Here is an 18,885-nt window from a genome sequence, read left to right as displayed (position 1 = left end):
ACCGGGTGACCTGCGCGAACCGGCATCGGTGAGGATGGTCCCGATGAACGCCGCCGCTCCCTCCCCGGCACTGCCCGACGATCTCTGCGCCCGGCTGCGGGACACCCTGCTGGAGCAGGGCTTCACCACCACCGGCGTGCGCGACCTGCTCGGTGCGGGGCCCCACGCGGCCCTCACCCGCGGGGAGCCGGAGGCGGCCGCCCGCGCCACCCGCGAGGCGGGCGGCCTCGGCTCGCTGGTCCGGCTGTTCCTCCTGGGCGGCACCGAGCCCGCGCCGCCGCTGCCCGAGCTCGACGCGCTCGTCGCGGGCGGGCTGCTCGCCCGGACGCCCGACGGCGTGCGCGCGGCGATGGACCTGCGCCCCTACGGCGAGGAGGACGCCGGCGGCGAGGCTCTCTGGTACGTCCTGTCCGACCTGGACACGCCGGCGGCGCGGCAGGACCGCGACCACGTGACGGGGGTCGGCGGGGCGTCGCTGACGCTGGCGTCGTCGCTGGTCCGGACGGCGGTGCGGGACACCCTGGACCTCGGGACGGGATGCGGGGTGCAGGCCCTGCACGCGAGCCGGTTCTCCGGGCGGGTCACGGCGACCGACGTCGCGCCGCGGGCCCTGGCGACGGCGCGGGCCACGCTCGCGCTGTCCGGCGTGCGCAACGTGGACCTCGTCGAGGGCCCCTGGCTGGCGCCAGTGTCCGACCGGCGGTTCGACGCGATCGTCTCCAACCCGCCGTTCGTGCCCGGCCCGGCACGGGTCGAGTACGTCTACCGGGACTCCGGCCAGGCCGGCGACGCCGCCCTGGCCGGGCTGCTGCGCGACCTCCCCGCCCGGTTGCGGCCCGGCGGGCGCGCCCAGCTGCTCGGCTCGTGGCTGCACGTCCGCGGCGAGGACTGGCCGGACCGGGTGCGGTCGTGGGTCCCGGAGGGCTGCGACGCGTGGATCGTGCAGCGCGAGGTGACCGACCCCGCGCTGCACGTGGGCACCTGGCAGCGCGACGCCGGCCTGGACCCGTCGGCGCCGGCCACCCGCGCGCAGGCGGCGGCCTGGCTGGACTGGCTCGAGGCCGAGCGCGTCGAGGCCGTGGGGTTCGGGTTCCTGCTGCTGCGCACGGTGCCCGACGGGCGGACCCCGGAGGTCGTGGTCGAGGACCTGCCCGGCGAGCTCGCCGACCCGTTGAACGCCGAGATGGCGGGCTGGCTGGACCGCGTCGACTGGCTGCGGGACCACGCCCGCGACGAGGCGCTGCTGGGCGCCCGGCTCACGCTCTCGCCGAGCGCGACCCTCGAGCGCTACGCCGTGGCCGGCGACGAGGGCTGGTCCGACGCGGGCGCGGCGGTCGTGCTCGCCGACGGGCCGCAGTGGCGGCACGAGGTCGACGAGCCCGCCGCCGCGCTGCTCGCGGGGTGTTCGGGCGCGCTGCCCCTGGCGGAGCTGTTCACGCTGCTGTCCTTCGCCCACGACCGCCCGGTCGACGCCCTGGTGCAGGCCGCCCTGCCCGCCGTCCGCGAGTTCGTGCGGCACGGCGTGCTGCTCCCCGCCGGGGCCGCCCGGTGAGGGCGGTCGCCTCGCGGGTCCGCGGCGCCTCGGTCACCGTCGACGGCCGGACCGTCGGCGCGATCGAGGGCGAGGGCCTGCTCGTCCTGCTGGGTGTGACCCACACCGACGGCGACGAGGACGTCGAGCGGATGGCACGCAAGCTCTGGGAGCTGCGGCTGCTCGAGGGCGAGCGGTCGTGTGCCGACGCGGGCGCCCCGCTGCTCGTGGTCAGCCAGTTCACGCTCTACGGCGACACCCGCAAGGGCCGCAGGCCCTCGTGGTCCGCCGCGGCCCGGCCGGAGGTGGCCGAGCCGGTGGTCGACGCCGTGGTGGCCGCCCTGCGCGCGCGGGGTGCACACGTGGAGACGGGCCGCTTCGGCGCCGCCATGGCCGTCGCGTCGGTGAACGACGGCCCGTTCACGGTGATCGTCGAGACCTGACCGGCAGGTCAGACGGTCGGCGTGGTCTTGCGGGCCGCGGTGGTGCGGGCCTTGGCGGAGACCTTGTCCGCCTGCTCGCCCACGGTCTCGACGACCTGCACGCCCGCCTCGAGCACGCTCTTGGCGAAGTCGCGCTGGCTGGCGAGGACCTTCTCCGCCGCGCCGTACGAGCTGTCGAGCAGGCTCTGCGCCTCGGCCGCCGAGGGGCGGAACGACGTGAGCGAGCCGACGGCGTCGGTCCAGGCGTCGAACGCGGAGCTGACGGCCTCCTGGCCGCGCTTGGCGAAGTCGGTGAGCTTCTCGCTGGTGTCGGCCATCCCGGCCTCCCTTCCTCTGCCCCTTCGTGCGGGGCGGGTGTCTCGGAGAGTTCTGGTGGCGCACGCCGATCGGCGTCGCGCTACCTAAACTACGCAGCAGCGTTAAGTATGTCAATCAGACCTGGTCGTGGGCCGGGTCACGGCCCGGCCGGCGCGCGGTCAGGACTCCAGGAAGCTCCGGTACACCCCGAGCAGCGCGGTCTTCTGCTCCTCGGTCAGCCGCGACTCCGCGCGCACGGCCTCCTCGACCGAGCACGGGCCGGCGGGGGCCTCGTCGGCCGCGGCCTCGGCGCGGCCGTTCGCCGCGGCGGCACCGGCTCCGGCGCCCCCGCCCCAGCCGGCCTGCTGCAGCAGCTGCTCGGTGTTGAGGTGCAGCGCGTCGGCGATGGAGTGCAGCACCTTGAGCGACGGCTGGTGCAGCCCGCGCTCCACCTGGCTCAGGTAGGCGTTCGAGACCCGGGTCATGGAGGCCATCTCGCGCAGCGAGAGCTTGGCCATCTGGCGCTGGGCGCGGATGAACCCCCCCAGCGCGTTGACCTGATCGGACCAGCCCCCGTCCCGCACCCGGTCCTCCGCCGGACCGGCACCGCCACCCGTCGTCATGCCCCCAGTCTTCCCGATCCGGGGCCGCGGTGTCGCGGCCCCGGTCGGCCGGACGTCAGCTCCGCAGCACGTAGGTGCCCGGCGCGTCGCCGAGCGGGGGGTGCGCGTCGGAGCCCAGCGACGGCGGGGCGACCTTGTCGCCGCCGTGCTGCTCGGCCCAGTTCGCCCAGTCCTCCCACCAGCTCGCGCGCTGCTCGGTGGCGTCGTCGCGCCAGTCCTGCGCGGTCTCCGGCAGCTCGGACTGCTCGGTGAACCAGTGCCGCGACTTCGGCGAGGGCGGGTTGACGACCCCGGCGATGTGCCCGGAGTTCGACAGCACGAACCGCACGGTGCCGCCGAGCCGGCGCGCACCCAGGTAGACCGACTCCCACGGCGCGATGTGGTCCCGCTCGGCGGTGATGACGTAGGCGTCCTGGCGGACGTTCTGCAGGTCCAGCCGCTCGCCGGCGAGCTCGAGCTTGCCCTCGGCAAGCTCGTTGCGGATGTAACAGGTGCGCAGGTACTCGGCCTGCATCTCGGCCGGCATCCGGGTCGAGTCGGCGTTCCAGGTGAGCATGTCGAACGGCTCGGGGTCGCGGCCCTGCAGCCAGTTGGCCTCGACGTAGCGCCACAGCAGGTCCGTGGCGCGGAGCAGGTCGAAGGTCATCTTCATGCTCGAGGCGGGCAGGTACCCGTCCTTGCGCATGGTCCGCTCGAGCCGAGCGACGGTGTCCTCGTCGGTGAACACGCCCAGGATGCCCGGGCCGGTGAAGTCCAGGAGGGTGTTCATCAGGGTGAGGCTGTTGACCCTGTCGTCGCCGCGGGCCGCGAGCCACGCCAGCATCGACGCCGCGATCGTCCCGCCGAGGCACAGCCCGGCGACGTTGACCTTGGGCGCACCGGTGATCTCCTGCACGACGTCGAGCGCGGCCAGCGGCCCCTCGAGCAGGTAGTCGCTCACCGTCAGGTCGCGCAGCGTCGAGTCCGGGTCCCGGTAGCTGATCATGAACACGGTGTGTCCGTGCTGCACGGCCCACTCCACGAGGCTGCGCCCCGGGGCGAGATCCATGATGTAGAACTTGTTGATCCACGGTGGGCTCATGAGCAGCGGGATCTCGTGGACCTGCGGGGTCTGCGGGGCGTACTGGATCAGCTCGATCAGCCGGTTGCGGTAGACCACCTTGCCGGGGGTGGAGGCGAGGTGCTCGCCCACCACGAACTCCCCCGGCGTGTTCTGCCGGGGCAGGCCGCGGTTCTGCACGAGGTCGCGCAGGGCGTTGCGGGCGCCGCGGACCAGGCTGCGGCCGCCGGTCTCGAAGGCCTTCTGCACCATGCCCGGGCTGCCGGCCGGCCAGTTCGGCGGCGCGGCGGCCTCGATGAGCTGCGCGACCAGGAAGTCGATCTTGCGCCGGGTCACCGGCTCGAGCTCGAGGGCCCCGGCCAGCTCGCGGAGCCGGGTGGCGAGGAGCGTGTACTCCTGGCGGCACAACCAGTACCAGGCGTTCTCCTCCCAGACCGGGTCCTTGTAGCGCGGGTCGCGCTCGGAGAGCACGGCCGGGCCGGCCGTCGTCGCCCCGACCGCGCGCAGCGCCCCGACGGCACCGGCGCGGGACGCGTCGAGGCCCCAGCCGAGGCCGACCTTGGCGGCGGTGCCGGGGTGGGTGGCGACCGCTTTGGCCGCGTCCGCGAGCGCGGGCACGAAACCGATCGGGTCCAGACGGGCGGCGACGGCGCGCGGGTCGAGTCGCTCCTTCACCGCGTCCGCGACCGAGCCGACCACCCGGCGCGCACGCTCCTCGGCCCGTGCCCGGTCGGACGGCGCGTCCGTTCCGGGCGCGCCCGCGGCCGGCGGGACTGCTGCGAGTGTCTTCCTGGACGTCATCGGCGGTGGCCTCCCCCTTGAACGGCTTGTGCCCGCCCCGGGCCGATCGGGCTCTCCGGCAGGCGGTCGCACCATGGTGGGGGGTACTCCCCGGTAGCGGGGGGCGACAGATCCACGTCACTTCGTAAGCCCCGTCACCTGCGCTTGGCATAGCAAGCACTACTCCCGGGTAGGTCCCCAGTTGCTCGGGATCCCCATCACGACTTACCGTCGAGTAGCACACGACGGTCGACATCACCGGCGATGGGAGACGACCTATGACCAGCGCGCTGTCCGGAGACACGGGCGAGAGCACCCTCGAGCGGATCGGCACCGAGGAGCTCGCGGGCACCCCGGTCGGCGGCCCCGCCGCCGAACACCCCTACCGGTTCCTCCTCCGCTACGGCACGGAGACGGCGGCCCGCAGCCTGGCCGAGGCCGGCAAGGCGGCCGGCGCCGCCTGGTGGTCGCTCGCCCGGCGCCCGTGGTCGGCCCCTGCGCGCACGGGCCTGTGGTGGACGACCGTGCTCGACCGGGCGGAGCCGCGCTGGCACCTCCCGCACCGGATCACGCTCGAGACGGACTTCGCGCTGCTGCGGGACTTCACCGCGGACGAGGACCGCGCCGACCCCGTCGTCCCCACGCTGGTACTGCCGCCCCAGGCGGGGCACAGCTCGACGGTCGTCGACTTCGCGCCGGGCCAGAGCCAGCTGACCGCGCTGCGCGAGTCCGGGCTCACCCGGCTGCACTCCCTCGACTGGCGCCCGGCCACGCCCGCGACCAAGCGGGTCACCATCACGGACTACATCGAGGTCGTCGACCGCTCCATCCGCCGGATGGGCGGGCGGGCCAACCTGGTGGGCGACTGCCAGGGCGGCTGGCTGGCCACCATCTACGCGACCCTGCACCCGGAGCGCGTGCACACGCTGACGCTGGCGGGCGCCCCGATCGACTTCCACGCGGGCGACTCGGTGATCGCGGCCTCGACGCAGGCCCTCGCCGGCAAGTTCGGCCTCGCGCCGTACCGGGCCCTGGTCGCGGCCAACGGCGGCACGATGGCGGGCGCCGCGGTGCTGGCCAACTTCGTGATGATCCAGCCCCAGGCGGAGATCGGCCGCCAGCTGCGGCTGCTGGCCGACGTCGACAACCCCGCCCACGTGCAGCGCTACCGCGTGTTCGAGGACTGGTTCAAGCACACCCAGGACATCCCGGGGGCGTTCTACCTCTGGCTGGTCGAGAACCTGTTCTGGCGCAACCGGTTGGTGCGCGGCGAGCTCGAGGTCGACGGACGGCCCGCCCGGCTCGACGCGATCTCCTGCCCGCTGTTCCTGCTCGCGGGTGCCACGGATCACATCACCCCGCCGCCGCAGCTGTTCGCGATCGCCGACCACGTGTCCACGCCCGCGGAGTCGATCACGAAGCGGGTGGCGGCGGGCGGCCACCTGGGCCTGTTCACCGGGCGAAACGCCCTGCACCGGGACTGGCCGGCGCTCATGGCGGAGGTCCGTGCGCTCTCGACGAGCGGCATCTCGGGCGTCGCCTGACGCGGGGGGACGTTCCCGGCATCCGTCACCCGCACGGCGGATGCGCGGAGCCGGGAACGTTTATCCGCACCCGTGCGTTCAACCCTGTAGAACCCCGGCGGAGGGCCTTTCCCACCGGCGAACCGCCCGGGTCGCGTTAGGGGAGGAACGTCCATGACAGTGGCACCGACGGTGGATCCCGCACTGGACCCTGCACACACCGGATCCGCACGCCGGAGCACCGGTAGCGATTCCGCGACGGCGCCCACCCGGCGCCGCGCGCCGGCTCGCGTTCCCGGCCAGCGTACCTCGTCCTCGCGCTCCGGCGCCGTGAAGAAGCCGGTGCGTGGGCGGACCACGGCGGCCCCGGCGTCCCCCGAGGCGCCGGAGGAGGTCACCGAGGAGACGATTGACGAGGTCCAGGAGACCGTGCGTCCGGAGCTGACCGCCGAGGATCTCGACGCGCAGAGCCCGGCCGCGGACCTGGTCCGCGTGTACCTGAACGGGATCGGCAAGACCGCGCTGCTCACCGCGGCGGAGGAGGTCGACCTGGCGAAGCGCATCGAGGCCGGCGTCTTCGCGACGCACGTGCTCGACACCGCGCGCGCCGAGGGCCGCGATCTCGACGCCGCCTACGCCCGCGACCTGCGGGCCGTGCTGCGGGACGGCGAGCGGGCCCGCAACCACCTGCTCGAGGCGAACCTGCGCCTGGTCGTCTCGCTGGCCAAGCGCTACACGGGTCGCGGCATGCCGCTGCTCGACCTCATCCAGGAGGGCAACCTGGGCCTGATCCGCGCGGTCGAGAAGTTCGACTACGCGAAGGGCTTCAAGTTCTCGACCTACGCCACGTGGTGGATCCGGCAGGCGATCACCCGCGGCATGGCCGACCAGGCCCGCACCATCCGGCTGCCCGTGCACCTGGTGGAGCAGGTCAACAAGCTGGCCCGGATCAAGCGGGACATGCACCAGCGCCTCGGCCGCGAGGCCACCCACGAGGAGCTGGCCGCCGAGTCCGGCCTGCCCGAGGAGAAGATCGCGGACCTGCTCGACCACGCGCGGGACCCGGTGAGCCTCGACATGCCGGTCGGCAGCGACGAGGAGGCCCCGCTCGGGGACTTCATCGAGGACGACCAGGCGGCCGACGCCGAGAACACGGTCATCTCGCACCTGCTGCACGACGATCTGCGCCGGGTGCTCGGCACCCTGGAGGAGCGCGAGCAGGCGGTGATCCGGATGCGCTACGGCCTCGACGACGGCCAGCCGCGCACGCTGGACCAGATCGGCCGCCGCTTCGGGCTCTCCCGCGAGCGGGTGCGCCAGATCGAGCGCGAGGTCATGGCGAAGCTGCGGGTCGGCGAGCGGGCGGACCGCCTGCGCGCCTACGCCAGCTGAGTACCCGTCGGCCCCGAAGCCGAGGCCCCTTCGAACGAGGGGCACTCCGCTGATCCCCTTCACAGCGGATCGACACACGGCGCACGCGGCCCCGCACCCCGATCGGGTACGGGGCCGCGTCGCGTCCGTGGCCGGGCCGCACGGGCCCCACGCGGACGGGGCCGACGCCGCCCACCGGGCTCCCCACGAGCGGTGACGCCGCCGGCCGGTGATCATTCTGGGACCGGCCCCGTCCCGGGCCCCGGCGACAGGCGGGCCCGATCGGTGGATCTCGCCCGCCGCCCGCGCGGGGTGTGTCACACCGCCCTGTCGCGAGGCATGGAGATCCGGCCGGTCGCTGCCTAGGCTCGGGGCATGCCGAGAACGACGGAGACTCCCCAGCCGGTGACCCCCGAGGCGATGCGCGACGTCCTGGGGCACTTCGTGTCGGGCGTCGTCGTGATCACCGCGCAGGGACCGGACGGGCCGCTGGGCTTCACCTGCCAGTCGTTCGCCTCGTTGTCGCTGGACCCGCCGCTGATCTCCTTCTCCCCCGCGCGCACGTCCTCCACCTGGCCGCGGATCCGCGAGGTGGGGTCGTTCTGCGTGAACGTGCTCGCCGAGGACCACCAGGAGTACAGCAACGGGTTCGCGCGTTCCGGCACGGACAAGTTCGCCGGCGTCTCCTGGAACTCCGCTCCCTCCGGCTCCCCGGTGCTCGAGGGCGTGAGCGCCTGGATCGACTGCACCCTGTGGAACGAGTACGACGGCGGCGACCACACCGTCGTCCTCGGCCGGGTCTCGGACCTCGGCGCCGACGCCAGCCGGCTGCCCCTGCTGTTCTACCGCGGCGGCTACGGGATCACCCCGCCCGCGGTCAGCGAGTCCGAGGAGACCAGCTGACCGTCCGGCCCCGCACCCCGGCGCCGGGCCGCCGGCGGCTGGGGTAGGCCGAGCCGCGCCGGGAGCTCCACGACCGACTCGAGGACGTCGTGGGCTCCGGCCGCCCGCAGTCGCGCGGGCGTGTGCGCCCCGCTCTGCACCCCCAGCGCCAGCCCGGCGCCCGCCCGCGCCGCGGCGGCCATCCCGGCCGTCGAGTCCGCCACGACCACGCAGTCCGCGGGCTCGGCGTCGGCCGCCTTGGCGGCGGCCAGCACCAGGTCCGGCTCGGGCCACCCGCGCCCGCCGACGTCCGCCGGCGCGAACAGCAGGTCGGCGGCCAGGCCCGCGCGGGCGACGAGCACGTCCCGCGTCTCGGCACGGAGCCCGCCCGCCAGCGCCACCGTGGTGCCGGCCTCGCGCAGTGCGGCGATCGCCGCCCCCGCCCCCGGCACCTGCCGCACCCGGCCCTGCGCCGCGGCGTCCCGCAGGTGGGCCTCGTAGGCGTCGGCCGCGAGCCGCGCCCGCCGCAGGTCGCCGTCGAGCAGGTCGGCGAAGACCCGCAGGACCGGCCGGTCGGTGGTCGCGCGGGCCTGCCGCTGCAGAGCCGGGAACCGCGGGCCGACGACCGGCACGCCGACCGACACGAGGCCGCGCCGGACCGCGTCGAGGACCAGGCCGCCGTCGACGATCGTGGTGCCCACCAGGTCGAGGACCGCCAACCGCATCGGAGCACTCCATCGCGCCCGGGTGAGCGGCGGGCGGACGGCGGGCGGCGCCCGGGTGAACGGCTCACCTCCCGCGGGTGTCCCCGTCCTGGTCGGGGCCGGGGGCGGGCGCGTCCGGCCCGGCGGCACCGGCGGTGCGGGCCGCCATCACCCCCAGGCTGAGCAGCAGCCGGTCGCGCGGCTCGGAGATCCGCCGCCCCGTCACGGCCTCGATCCGGCGCATCCGGTAGATCACGGTGTTGCGGTGGCAGAACAGGGCCTGCGCCGCGTGCGTGGGCGAGCCGCCGTGCGCGAGCAGCGCCTCCAGCGTCTCGAGCAGGACCGCGCGGTCGGCCTCGGGCAGCGCCGGCAGCCCGCCGAGCCCGGCGTCGAGGACCCGCGGCAGCAGTTCGGGGCTGTCGGCGAGCAGCGCCTCGGGCAGCCGGTCGTCGAGCACCGCCAGGCCCGGCCCGGCGAGCGTACGCAGCGCGGTCCGGGCCATCCGGTAGGCCGCGTCGGCCGCGCCGAGGTCCGCGACGGCCGCGGACAGTCCCACCCGCCCGGCGACCTGTGCCTCCAGGATCCGCGGCACCTCCCCCGCCCGTCGCGGCGACGGCGCGACCAGCCCCACCAGCTCGTCCTCGCGGAGCATCCAGAACGAGGCGATCCGGTGCGCGGCCAGGGTCTCGTGCGGGTCCCGCAGGGGGTCGCACCCGGCCCGGTCGATCCCGCCGACCACGCACAGCACGGGCCCGCCGGACGGCAGCCCGAGGATCGCCGCGGCGTCGCGCGCGAAGCCGGGATCGCGGCCCCGCCCGGCCAGCAGCGCGTCGAGCGTGGCGCGCCGGCGGCCGAGGTCCCGGCCGCGCATCCGGTGCTCCTCGTGGCGGTACGCGTCGACGAGCAGCGCGGAGCTGCCGTCGTTGGTGCGCAGCACGAACCCGGCCGCGTCGAGCAGGCCGGCGTCGTAGGCGCCGTCGAACCGGGTCCGCGAGGCCGTGCGCAGCGCGTCCCAGAGGATGCGGCAGCCGAGCCGGTAGGCGTGCAGCACGGCCTCGAGCGGGACGCCCTGCCGCGCCCGCTGCCGCCCGGTCTCCCGCGTGGTGTCGCCGGGGTCGACGCCGTCGGGCACCGCGTCGGCCAGCACCTCGATGCCGCGCAACAGGTTCACGCGGCAGGCCTGGCGCAGCTCGTCGACCAGGTCGAGCTCCAGGTAGCAGCGCTCGTGCCGCAGGACGCTCAGGGCCAGCCGGTCGGCGAGGGCGTCGAGCTCGTCGAACAGGGCGGCGCCCAGCACGCGCAACGCCTCGTCGGCTGCCTCGTCGAGGTCCCGGACGGTCCGGTGGCGTTCGGTCCCGCGCCGGTCGGCCCCGGGGTGGTCGGCGCGGCGGCCCGGGGCGCGCCGCTCCTCGTCGACGGGACGCACCCGGCCACTGTGCAACAGGTCACAACGGGCCGTCCACCCATTCGGGCGTTCCGCCCAGGATCCGGACACGGATCCTGGGCGCCGCGCCCATGGCCTTCGCTGGTCGCGGCGCCCAATCTGGATCCCCGTCCGAGTGATCCCGCTCACCTCGGGTAACCGGATGCCCGTCCCGCCATGCACCCCGCCCGACACCGCCGTCGCAGCCCGGGAGGCCCGCAAGTGACCGCACCGCCCGCCGATCCCGCCCCCGGTCCCGGCTCCCCCACCGCGGGAAGCGGCGGCGACGACGTCCTCTTCGCCGTCGACGACGTCTCGGTGCGGTTCGGCGGACTGGTCGCCCTGGACCAGGTCTCCCTCGCCGTTCCACCCCGCGGCGTGCACGGCGTGATCGGCCCCAACGGCGCGGGCAAGACCACCCTGTTCAACGTCTGCTGCGGCTTCGTGCGGCCGGACTCCGGCACCCTGCGCTGGCACGGCGCCGCGGTCCGCCGGCTGCGCCCGCACCAGCTGGCCGGCATGGGGATCGCGCGCACGCTGCAGGGCGTCGGGCTCTTCCGCGGGCTCACCGTGGCCGAGAACGTCATGGTCGGGGCCGACCGGCACCGTCGCGCCGGGTTCCTCTCCGGCCTGCTGGCCCTGCGCCGCTCGGACCGGGACGAACGGGCGCTGCGCGAGCGGGCCCTCGCCGCGCTCGGCGAGCTGGGCGCGGCGCACCACGCCGACCAGCTGCCCGGCAGCCTGCCCTACCCCGTGCAGAAGCGGGTCGCGCTGGCCCGGGCGCTGGTCGCCGAGCCCGAGCTGCTGCTGCTCGACGAGCCGGCGAGCGGGCTGGGCGGCGACGAGATGGACGAGCTGGGCGACCTGCTGCGCGGACTGGCGGACCGGATGGCCGTGGTGCTGGTGGAGCACCACATGGACCTGGTGATGAGCGTGTGCGACCGGATCACCGTGCTGGACTTCGGGAAGGTGGTCGCCCAAGGCCCGCCCGACGACGTCCGAGACGACCCCGCCGTCGTCGCGGCCTACCTCGGCGAGGAGGCCCACCGGTGAGCGCGCCCGCCACCACCGCCGCTCTGCGGGTCACCGGCCTGACCGCCGGGTACGGCCCCGTCACCGCGCTCGACGGTGTCGACGTCGCCGCCGAGCCGGGCCACATCACCGCCGTGCTCGGGGCGAACGGCGCCGGCAAGACCACGTTGCTGCGCACGGTCTCCGGCCTGGTCCCCGCCCGGTCCGGCAGCGTGCACGCCGGCGACGTCGACCTCACCGGGGCGGCGCCGGAGAAGATCGCCCGCGCCGGGATCGCGCACGTCCCCGAGGGCCGCGGCGTGATCACCGAGCTCACCGTCGAGGAGAACCTGCGGCTCGGCGCGCTGCTGGGCAAGGCCCGCGGGCGCACCGACACCGCGATCGACGACGTCTACACGATGTTCCCGCCGCTGGCCGAGCGCCGCCGCCGCGACGCCCACACCCTGTCCGGCGGCGAACGCCAGATGCTGGTGATCGGCCGCGCCCTGGCCTGCGGGCCCGACGTCCTGCTGCTCGACGAGCCCTCGCTGGGCCTGGCCCCGCGGGTCGTCTCCCAGATCTTCGAACTGCTCCGCGAGCGGGTCGAGGGGTCCCGGCTCGCGGTGCTGCTCGTCGAGCAGAACGCCCGCAGCGCCCTGTCGGTGGCCGACGTCGGGGTGGTGCTGAACCTCGGCCGGGTGGTGGCGAGCGCCCCGGCCGCCGAGCTCGCCGCCGACGACGCCCTCCGGCATGCCTACCTGGGCTTCTGACCACGCCGCCGACCACGCCGCCGACCACGCCGCCGACCCGCACGACGGGAGGAGACCCGTGCTGCAGTTCGTGAACACCCTGCTCACCGGCCTGGGCCAGGGCGCGGTGTACGCCGCGTTCGCACTGGCCCTGGTGCTGATCTGGCGGGCGACCCGGGTGGTGAACTTCGCCCAGGGCGCGATGGCCGCCTTCACCACCTACCTCGCGCTGCTGGTCGTCGAGTCGACCGGGAGCTGGTGGATCGGGCTGCTCGTGGCCCTCGCCTGCGGCCTGGTGCTGGGCGCCGGCGTCGAGCGCGTGGTGGTGCGCCGGGTCGGGCCGCACAACGAGCTGGGCGCGGTGATCGTGACCCTCGGCCTGTTCGTGGCGCTGCAGGCGCTCGCGTCGATCCTGTTCGGCGCCCAGTTCCGGTCCTTCCCGGCCCCGGCCGGGCTCGAGGGCTTCTCGATCGGCGGCGTGACGGTCGCGCTCACCCCGAGCATGCTGATCACGATCGGCGCGGTCGCCGTGGTGCTGCTGGGCCTGGTCGCGCTGTTCCGGTTCACCGACGTCGGCCTGCGGATGCGCGCCTCGGCGTTCGACGGCGAGGTCGCCCGGCTGCTCGGCGTGCCGGTCGGGCGGATGCTCACCCTCGGCTGGGCGCTGGCCGCTCTGGTCGGCTCGCTGGCGGGCGTGCTGATCGCCAGCGGCAGCCTGGTGTGGCCGGCGTACATGGACACGGTGATCGTCAACGGCTTCGTGGCCGCCGTGCTGGGCGGGCTCGACTCCCCCGGCGGCGCCGTCGTCGGTGGGCTGGCGATGGGCGTGATCCTCGCGCTGGTCACGGGGTACGTGGGCGCCGACCTCGTGCCGCTGGCCGCCCTGGCCGTGCTGGTGGCGGTGCTGCTGGTCCGGCCGCAGGGCCTCTTCGCCCGCACCGCGGCGCGGAGGGTCTGATGGCCACCCCGGTGCGGCCGACGGAGAAGGCCGGCTCGGCACCGCGGTCGGGCCGCGAGCAGGGCCGCTGGGCGGGGCTCGCCGCCCGCCTGCGGCCCCGGGCCACCTTCGCCCGGCACGCCCTGCTCGCCCTCGTCGGGCTGGTCGTCGTCGTGCTCCTGCTGGAGCTCACCGGCCCCTTCCGCAACTCCCAGTTCGCGACCATGTCGTACTACGCGATCGCCGCCGCGGGGCTGACCGTCCTGACCGGGCTCAACGGGCAGATCTCGCTCGGGCACGGCGCACTGATGGCCGTCGGGGCGTACACGACCGGCCTGCTGCTGCCGGCCGGGATCCCGCTGCTGGTGGTGCTGGTGATCGCCGCGGGCGTCACGGCGGTGGTCGGCGTGATCGTGGGTGCGGCCGCGTCCCGGCTCAAGGGCCCCTACCTGGCCGGCGCCACACTGGCGTTCGCGGTGGCGGTGCCCGGCCTGGCGATCCACTTCGACGAGGCGCTCGGCGGCGAACAGGGCCTGGCGGTCCCGTCGCCGCGCGCCCCGGAGTGGTTCGCCGACGCCGTCTACTTCCTGTCCGCCAACGAGACCAGCAGCGCCAAGTACCTCGCCTACGTGGGCTGGATCGTCGCGATCGTGGCGTTCCTGCTCCTGGCCAACCTGGCCGCGAGCCGGATCGGCCGGATCTGGCGCGCGGTGCGCGACGACGAGGTCGCGGCCGAGCTGGCCGGCATCCGGCTCAGCCCGGTGCGGGTGCTGGCGTTCACGGTGAGCGCGGCCTGCGCGGGGCTCGCGGGCGGCGTGCTCGGCGTCGTGGTCCGCCTCGCCGCGCCGACCGGCTTCACGATCGTGCTGTCGATCTCGCTGCTCACGGCGGTGGTCCTCGGCGGGCTCGGCAGCCTGTTCGGCGCCGTGCTGGGCAGCGCGCTGCTGGTGTTCCTGCCGCCCGCGGTGACCAACCTCGGCGCCTCGGCCGGGCTCAGCGACGTGCAGTCCGCGCAGCTGGCGCCCTTCGTCTACGGCGCGGTGCTCATCCTCGTCATCCTGCTCGCGCCCGGCGGCGTGGTGGGGACCGTGCGCGCCCGGTGGCGCGCACGCACGACCGCTCCGGCCGAGGCGCCGGAGGAGAGGACAGGGAGGTCCTGATGCGCAGGTCAAGGCGGGTGCGGGCGCTGGTGGCCCTCGCCCTCGGCGCCGTCCTGGCGCTCGCGGGGTGCGGGGCGGGCGGGCGGCCCGACTCCGGCTCGGGCGGCGGCGGACAGAGCGAGGGCTCGACCGTCGGCATCACCGCCGACTCGATCAAGGTGGGCTCGCACTTCCCGCTCACCGGGGTCGCCGCGCCGGGCTACAGCGAGATCCCGACCGGCACCAAGGCCTACTTCGACTGGGTCAACGCGCACGGCGGCGTCAACGGCCGGAAGATCGACTACGTCTTCCGCGACGACGCCTACAACCCCACCCAGACCAGCCAGGTCGTCAACGAGCTGGTGCTGCAGGACCAGGTCTTCGCGATCCTCGGCGGCCTCGGCACCCCGACCCACGGCGCCGTGGTGGACTTCCTCAACACCGAGGGCGTGCCCGACCTGTTCGTCTCCTCCGGCTCGCTGCTGTGGGACCAGCCGCAGAAGCACCCCATGACCTTCGGCTGGCAGCCGGACTACGAGGTCGAGGCCAAGATCCTCGCCGACCACGTCGCCAAGACCTTCCCGCAGGCGCGGGTCGGCCTCTTCCTGCAGAACGACGACGTCGGCACGGACGCCGAGCGGGGCATCCGCCGGTACCTCGACAAGCAGATCGTGGCGGTGGAGCGCTACACCCCGGGCAACACCGACATCGGTCCGCAGATGTCGGCCCTTCAGGCCGCGAACGCCGACCTCGTGATCGGGTTCAACGTGCCCTCGTACACCGCGCTGACCCAGCTGCAGGGGCTGAAGCTGAACTACAAGCCGCAGTGGGTCTACAGCAACATCGGCGCCGACCCGGTGCTGGTCGGGTCCCTGCTCGGCCGGTTCTCGCAGGGCCAGATCACCGACAGCGCGTTGCTGAACGGGATCATCACGGACGAGTACCTGCCGCGGGCGGACAACCCGGCGGACCCGTGGACCGCGCAGTTCGACGCGATCTGGAGGGCGCACGGCGACGGCGGCGCCCTGTCCAACTTCCGGATCTTCGGCATGTCCCAGGGCTACGCGTTCGTCCAGGCGATGCTCGCGGCCGGGCCGAACCCGACCCGCCAGGGGCTGGTCGAGGCGATCGAGAAGGGCGGCACGCAGTTCCAGGGTCCGTGGGCCGCGCCCTACCGGTTCACCGCGGACAAGCACAGCGGGATGTCCGGGGTGAAGGTCGTGCAGGTCACCGGCCAGACCACGAAGGCGCTCACGCCGGTGCGCACGACGAGCAACGGCGACGCCCCGATCGAGGACGAGACCGCCGGGGAGACGCCCGTGCCGCCGAACGGGATCCCGACGAACCCGGGGGCCTGACGGCACCTGTCGGGAGGAGCGTGAGGGGCCGGCCGGGGGACGCGCACCCCGGCCGGCCCGTCACGGGTTCGGCCAGCTGTTCTGGGTGCAGCCGTGCAGGCCGAGGGTCTGCTGCTGCATGACGGGCGCGGGCAGCCCCGGCCCGGGGCAGGTGACGTGCCCGTGGCCCAGGGCGTGCCCCACCTCGTGGTTGACCAGGTACTGCCGGTAGCCCGTGGGGTTGTCGGCGTACTCCGCGGTCGCCTCCACCCAGCGCCGGAAGTTGAGCACCACCAGGTCCTGGTTGCGGCAGGACACCTCGCCCGCCGTGTCCAGCGGGGCGCAGAGCCGGTTCGTGGTGCCCGGGGTGGCGAGCACCAGGTGGATGGCGGCCTCGCCGTCCGTGCGCGCGAACGAGAGCGTGCCACCGGCACCCCAGCCGCGCGGGTCGTTCAGCGTGGTCATCACGAAGCCGGCGAACTCCCCGGGGTCGACGGGGAGCCCGGCTTCGACGGCGACGCTCAGGGTGCGGACCGGAGCCGGTCCCGGCGCGGGCGTCGAGCCCGGCACCACGACGAGGTTCCCGCTCCCGTCGGTGGGCACCTCCCGCGCCGTCAGGCCGGCCTCGACGTCGTCCGTGGGGAGGGCCGGGGTCGTCGGGGTGGGGCTCGGCGTGGTCGGCAGGGGGGTGCTCTGGGCGGCCAGTGCCGCCGAGGGCGTCGCCGTGGGGGGTGGCGCCGCCGCGGAGGTCGTCGCGGTGCGGTCGGCCGGGTCCGCGGCCAGCTGGTTCACGCCCGGCTGGGCGCAGGCCACCAGGAAGGGGAGGCACAGGAGCGCCACTACCCGTCCGCTCCGCGGGCGGACGGTCGGAACGGGCGCCGCTCCAGGTGATGGCACGGCGGGGAGCCTGCCATCACCGGGCCGTCGGCGCGCGGACACCACCGCGTCTCACATGATCGTGACCGGCGGGCGGTGCCCGTCAGGCGGCGCGCCGGACCTCGCCGTGCTCGGCCATGATCCGCAGCGCGGCGTCCGGGTAGTCGGCCACCAGCCGCTCCACCAGGTCCTCGCGGCCCTCCTCGACGGCGGAGTTGACCGCCGACACGTACTCGTCGTGCAGCAGCCGCAGCCGCGCACGCACTCGCTCACTCATCTCGCTCCTCGTGTGCTTGAACGTTCCAGCAGTGTCAACGGCGGCGGGCCCGGACGTGTTTCAGATACCGGCCCAGCTCACATCGTCAGTTCTGGGGAACTCCGACGGCGGCTCCCGACCAGCCGAGGGCCGGCGCGACGTGCCGCACGATCGTCTCGAGGATGTGAGCGTTGTACTCCACGCCCAGCTGGTTCGGCACGGTGAAGAGCACCGTGTCGGCCTCGCGGACCGCCTCGTCGGCGGCGAGCTCGGCGGCGAGCAGGTCGGGCTCGCCGACGTAGGTCCGCCCGAACCGGGCGCGGACGCCCTCGAGCAGGCCCACCTGGTCGCCCTCGCCGTGGGTCCCGAAGTACCGGCGGTCGAGGTCGGTGGTCACCGGCAGCACACTGCGGGACACGGAGACCCGCGGCGTGCGCCCGTGATCGTGCTCGACCCAGGCGGTGCGGTAGGCGCGGATCTGCTCGGCCTGCAGCCGGTCGAACGGCTCGCCCGTGTCCTCGGACAGCAGGGTCGAGCTCTGCAGGTTCATCCCCTGGCCGGCGGCCCACACCGCGGTCCCCCGCGTACCGGAGCCCCACCAGATGCGCTCGCGCAGGCCCGGCGCCTGTGGCTGGACCGCCAGCCCGGCCCGCACCCCGGAGCGCTGCGGGTCCGTGGTCGCCACCGCGGCGCCGTCGATCGCGGCGAGGAACAGCTCGGTCTTCGCGCGGGCGAGGTCGGCCGCGGTCTGCCCGTCGCCCGGGCGGTACCCGAAGGACTCCGCGCCGTTCAGCGCGATCTCGGGCGACCCCCGGCTCACACCGAGCTGCAGCCGCCCGCCGCTGATCAGGTCCGTGGCCGCGGCCTCCTCCGCCATGTACAGCGGGTTCTCGTACCGCATGTCGATCACGCCGGTGCCGATCTCGATCCGGTCCGTCCGCGCGGCGATGGCGGACAGCAACGGGAACGGTGAGGCCAGCTGCCGCTCGAAGTGGTGGACGCGCACGTACGCGCCGTCGACGCCGAGGTCCTCGGCCGCCTGGGCGAGCTCGATCGACTGGCGCAGGGCGTCGGCGGCCGACCGGGTCCGCGACCCGGGCGCGTCCTGCCAGTGCCCGAAGGACAGGAACCCGATCTTCGTCGTCATGCCCCGCGCAACGCTGATTGCGGGTTCAACCTTCCCGCGTCAGCTGGTGAGGTTGAGCTCGAACGAGTAGCGGCTGGCGCGGTAGAGGTGCGAGCCGTACTCGACGGCCTTGCCCGCGGCGTCCCAGGCGGTGCGGGTCATGGTGAGCAGCGGCGCGCCGCGGGCCTCGTCGAGGATCCGGGCCTCCCCCGCGCTCGCCACCCGCGCGCCGACGACCTGGTTCGCCATGCGCGGGACGTGCCCGGCGCCGCGCAGCAGGTCGTACAGCCCGTTGCGCTCCAGGTCCTCCCGGCGCAGCCGGATCACGTCGACGGGCACGGCGTTGTGCATGAGCGCCAACGGCTCGTCGCCGGCGAAGCGCAGCCGCTCGATCCATGTGACCTCGGCGCCGAACGGGATCCCGAGGGCCTCGGCGATCTGGTCCGGGGCGGGCCGCACCTCGAACTCCCGGATCTCCGTGCGCGGCGCCTGTCCGCTCTTGAGCAGGTCGTCGTACAGGCTCGACAGCTCGACGGGGCGGCGGACCTTGGGGTGCACGACCTGGGTGCCCACGCCGCGCTTGCGCACGAGCATCCCGCGTTCGACCAGGTAGGAGATGGCGCGGCGCATCGTCGGCCGGGAGACCCCGAGCCGGTCGGCGAGCTCGACCTCGTTCTCCAGCCGGGAGCCGACGGGGATGTCGCCCTCCTCGATCTGCTGCTGCAGCCTCGTCGCGACCTGGTAGTAGAGCGGCACGGGGCTCGTCCGGTCGAGGGTGACGTCCGGGACCAACGCTCCGCTCGCTTGTCGGTCCACT

At 74.7% G+C, this 18,885-nt stretch carries 19 protein-coding genes; 10 read left to right on the top strand and 9 right to left on the bottom strand.

Annotation, left to right across the window (positions count from 1 at the left end; all coding sequences use genetic code 11):
• Window positions 1–43: 43 nt before the first annotated feature.
• Window positions 44–1,552: a DUF7059 domain-containing protein gene (locus tag ACQP04_RS16100; protein ID WP_433507840.1), complete on the top strand. Its 1,509-nt coding sequence runs from the start codon at window positions 44–46 to the stop codon at window positions 1,550–1,552.
• On the top strand, window positions 1,549–1,974 hold the full coding sequence (dtd, locus tag ACQP04_RS16095) for a D-aminoacyl-tRNA deacylase (protein ID WP_433507839.1): 426 nt from the start codon (window positions 1,549–1,551) through the stop codon (window positions 1,972–1,974). The genes ACQP04_RS16100 and dtd overlap by 4 nt, the downstream gene beginning before the upstream one ends.
• Window positions 1,975–1,982: 8 nt before the next feature.
• On the opposite strand, the gene ACQP04_RS16090 is transcribed toward dtd, so the two are convergent.
• The 3 genes from ACQP04_RS16090 to ACQP04_RS16080 form a co-directional block, all read right to left on the bottom strand.
• The gene (locus tag ACQP04_RS16090; protein ID WP_433507838.1) at window positions 1,983–2,291 is read right to left on the bottom strand and encodes a hypothetical protein; all 309 of its coding nucleotides are present in this window, start codon (window positions 2,289–2,291) and stop codon (window positions 1,983–1,985) included.
• A gap of 159 nt (window positions 2,292–2,450) precedes the next feature.
• Window positions 2,451–2,894, bottom strand: a complete 444-nt coding sequence (locus ACQP04_RS16085) for a helix-turn-helix domain-containing protein (protein ID WP_037050506.1) — start codon at window positions 2,892–2,894, stop codon at window positions 2,451–2,453.
• Window positions 2,895–2,949: 55 nt separating this feature from the next.
• Window positions 2,950–4,755 carry a PHA/PHB synthase family protein gene (locus tag ACQP04_RS16080; protein WP_433507837.1) on the bottom strand — a complete coding sequence of 602 codons (1,806 nt, stop codon included), beginning with the start codon at window positions 4,753–4,755 and terminating at the stop codon, window positions 2,950–2,952.
• Window positions 4,756–5,012: 257 nt separating this feature from the next.
• On the opposite strand from ACQP04_RS16080, the gene ACQP04_RS16075 reads away from it, so the two are divergent.
• From ACQP04_RS16075 to ACQP04_RS16065, 3 genes are all read left to right on the top strand, one after another.
• Window positions 5,013–6,278, top strand: coding sequence for an alpha/beta fold hydrolase (locus ACQP04_RS16075; protein ID WP_433507836.1), 1,266 nt, complete (start codon window positions 5,013–5,015; stop codon window positions 6,276–6,278).
• Window positions 6,279–6,587: 309 nt separating this feature from the next.
• A complete protein-coding gene (locus tag ACQP04_RS16070; RefSeq protein ID WP_433507835.1) occupies window positions 6,588–7,649 on the top strand; it encodes a sigma-70 family RNA polymerase sigma factor in 1,062 nt (353 codons plus the stop codon).
• Window positions 7,650–8,003: 354 nt separating this feature from the next.
• Window positions 8,004–8,531, top strand: a complete 528-nt coding sequence (locus ACQP04_RS16065) for a flavin reductase family protein (RefSeq protein WP_433507834.1) — start codon at window positions 8,004–8,006, stop codon at window positions 8,529–8,531.
• Here ACQP04_RS16065 and ACQP04_RS16060 read toward each other — a convergent pair.
• Window positions 8,483–9,235, bottom strand: coding sequence for an HAD family hydrolase (locus ACQP04_RS16060; protein ID WP_433507833.1), 753 nt, complete (start codon window positions 9,233–9,235; stop codon window positions 8,483–8,485). The genes ACQP04_RS16065 and ACQP04_RS16060 overlap by 49 nt on opposite strands.
• Before the next feature lie 64 nt (window positions 9,236–9,299).
• Window positions 9,300–10,640, bottom strand: coding sequence for a PucR family transcriptional regulator (locus ACQP04_RS16055; RefSeq protein WP_433507832.1), 1,341 nt, complete (start codon window positions 10,638–10,640; stop codon window positions 9,300–9,302).
• A 219-nt stretch (window positions 10,641–10,859) separates the two neighbouring features.
• Here ACQP04_RS16055 and ACQP04_RS16050 point away from each other — a divergent pair, with 219 nt between their 5' ends.
• Genes ACQP04_RS16050 through ACQP04_RS16030 form a run of 5 tightly spaced genes read left to right on the top strand, consistent with a single transcriptional unit; the run spans window position 10,860 to window position 15,831 of the window.
• Window positions 10,860–11,690 (top strand): ABC transporter ATP-binding protein, encoded by an 831-nt coding sequence (locus tag ACQP04_RS16050; RefSeq protein ID WP_433507831.1) that lies wholly within the window; start codon window positions 10,860–10,862, stop codon window positions 11,688–11,690.
• Window positions 11,687–12,418 (top strand): ABC transporter ATP-binding protein, encoded by a 732-nt coding sequence (locus tag ACQP04_RS16045; protein WP_433507830.1) that lies wholly within the window; start codon window positions 11,687–11,689, stop codon window positions 12,416–12,418. Before ACQP04_RS16050 ends, ACQP04_RS16045 begins: the two co-directional genes overlap by 4 nt.
• Before the next feature lie 58 nt (window positions 12,419–12,476).
• Entirely contained in the window at window positions 12,477–13,355 is an 879-nt protein-coding gene (locus ACQP04_RS16040) for a branched-chain amino acid ABC transporter permease (RefSeq protein WP_433508376.1), read from the top strand.
• Window positions 13,355–14,494, top strand: a complete 1,140-nt coding sequence (locus tag ACQP04_RS16035) for a branched-chain amino acid ABC transporter permease (RefSeq protein WP_433507829.1) — start codon at window positions 13,355–13,357, stop codon at window positions 14,492–14,494. The genes ACQP04_RS16040 and ACQP04_RS16035 overlap by 1 nt, the downstream gene beginning before the upstream one ends.
• Window positions 14,494–15,831, top strand: coding sequence for an ABC transporter substrate-binding protein (locus ACQP04_RS16030; RefSeq protein ID WP_433507828.1), 1,338 nt, complete (start codon window positions 14,494–14,496; stop codon window positions 15,829–15,831). The genes ACQP04_RS16035 and ACQP04_RS16030 overlap by 1 nt, the downstream gene beginning before the upstream one ends.
• 60 nt (window positions 15,832–15,891) lie before the next feature.
• Here ACQP04_RS16030 and ACQP04_RS16025 read toward each other — a convergent pair whose 3' ends face one another.
• From ACQP04_RS16025 to ACQP04_RS16010, 4 genes are all read right to left on the bottom strand, one after another.
• Window positions 15,892–16,650, bottom strand: a complete 759-nt coding sequence (locus tag ACQP04_RS16025) for a DUF3152 domain-containing protein (protein WP_433507827.1) — start codon at window positions 16,648–16,650, stop codon at window positions 15,892–15,894.
• 139 nt (window positions 16,651–16,789) lie between these two features.
• Window positions 16,790–16,963: a hypothetical protein gene (locus ACQP04_RS16020; RefSeq protein WP_433507826.1), complete on the bottom strand. Its 174-nt coding sequence runs from the start codon at window positions 16,961–16,963 to the stop codon at window positions 16,790–16,792.
• Between the two features lie 85 nt (window positions 16,964–17,048).
• Entirely contained in the window at window positions 17,049–18,089 is a 1,041-nt protein-coding gene (locus ACQP04_RS16015; protein ID WP_433507825.1) for an LLM class flavin-dependent oxidoreductase, read from the bottom strand.
• A 39-nt stretch (window positions 18,090–18,128) separates the two neighbouring features.
• Window positions 18,129–18,884: a GntR family transcriptional regulator gene (locus ACQP04_RS16010; RefSeq protein WP_433507824.1), complete on the bottom strand. Its 756-nt coding sequence runs from the start codon at window positions 18,882–18,884 to the stop codon at window positions 18,129–18,131.
• Between the last annotated feature and the right edge of the window lies 1 nt (window position 18,885).

Source organism: Pseudonocardia halophobica (assembly GCF_050948485.1).
In the GTDB taxonomy this organism is placed as follows: domain Bacteria; phylum Actinomycetota; class Actinomycetes; order Mycobacteriales; family Pseudonocardiaceae; genus Pseudonocardia; species Pseudonocardia halophobica.
This window is presented reverse-complemented; position numbering and strand designations above follow the sequence as displayed.

Bases quoted from the DNA above. Each gene is read 5' to 3' on its own strand.
- ACQP04_RS16100 (WP_433507840.1), top strand. From the start codon at position 44: ATGAACGCCGCCGCTCCCTCCCCGGCACTGCCCGACGATCTCTGCGCC.
- ACQP04_RS16090 (WP_433507838.1), bottom strand. From the start codon at position 2,291: ATGGCCGACACCAGCGAGAAGCTCACCGACTTCGCCAAGCGCGGCCAG.
- ACQP04_RS16085 (WP_037050506.1), bottom strand. From the start codon at position 2,894: ATGACGACGGGTGGCGGTGCCGGTCCGGCGGAGGACCGGGTGCGGGAC.
- ACQP04_RS16080 (WP_433507837.1), bottom strand. From the start codon at position 4,755: ATGACGTCCAGGAAGACACTCGCAGCAGTCCCGCCGGCCGCGGGCGCG.
- ACQP04_RS16075 (WP_433507836.1), top strand. From the start codon at position 5,013: ATGACCAGCGCGCTGTCCGGAGACACGGGCGAGAGCACCCTCGAGCGG.
- ACQP04_RS16065 (WP_433507834.1), top strand. From the start codon at position 8,004: ATGCCGAGAACGACGGAGACTCCCCAGCCGGTGACCCCCGAGGCGATG.
- ACQP04_RS16060 (WP_433507833.1), bottom strand. From the start codon at position 9,235: ATGCGGTTGGCGGTCCTCGACCTGGTGGGCACCACGATCGTCGACGGC.
- ACQP04_RS16035 (WP_433507829.1), top strand. From the start codon at position 13,355: ATGGCCACCCCGGTGCGGCCGACGGAGAAGGCCGGCTCGGCACCGCGG.
- ACQP04_RS16030 (WP_433507828.1), top strand. From the start codon at position 14,494: ATGCGCAGGTCAAGGCGGGTGCGGGCGCTGGTGGCCCTCGCCCTCGGC.
- ACQP04_RS16020 (WP_433507826.1), bottom strand. From the start codon at position 16,963: ATGAGTGAGCGAGTGCGTGCGCGGCTGCGGCTGCTGCACGACGAGTAC.
- ACQP04_RS16015 (WP_433507825.1), bottom strand. From the start codon at position 18,089: ATGACGACGAAGATCGGGTTCCTGTCCTTCGGGCACTGGCAGGACGCG.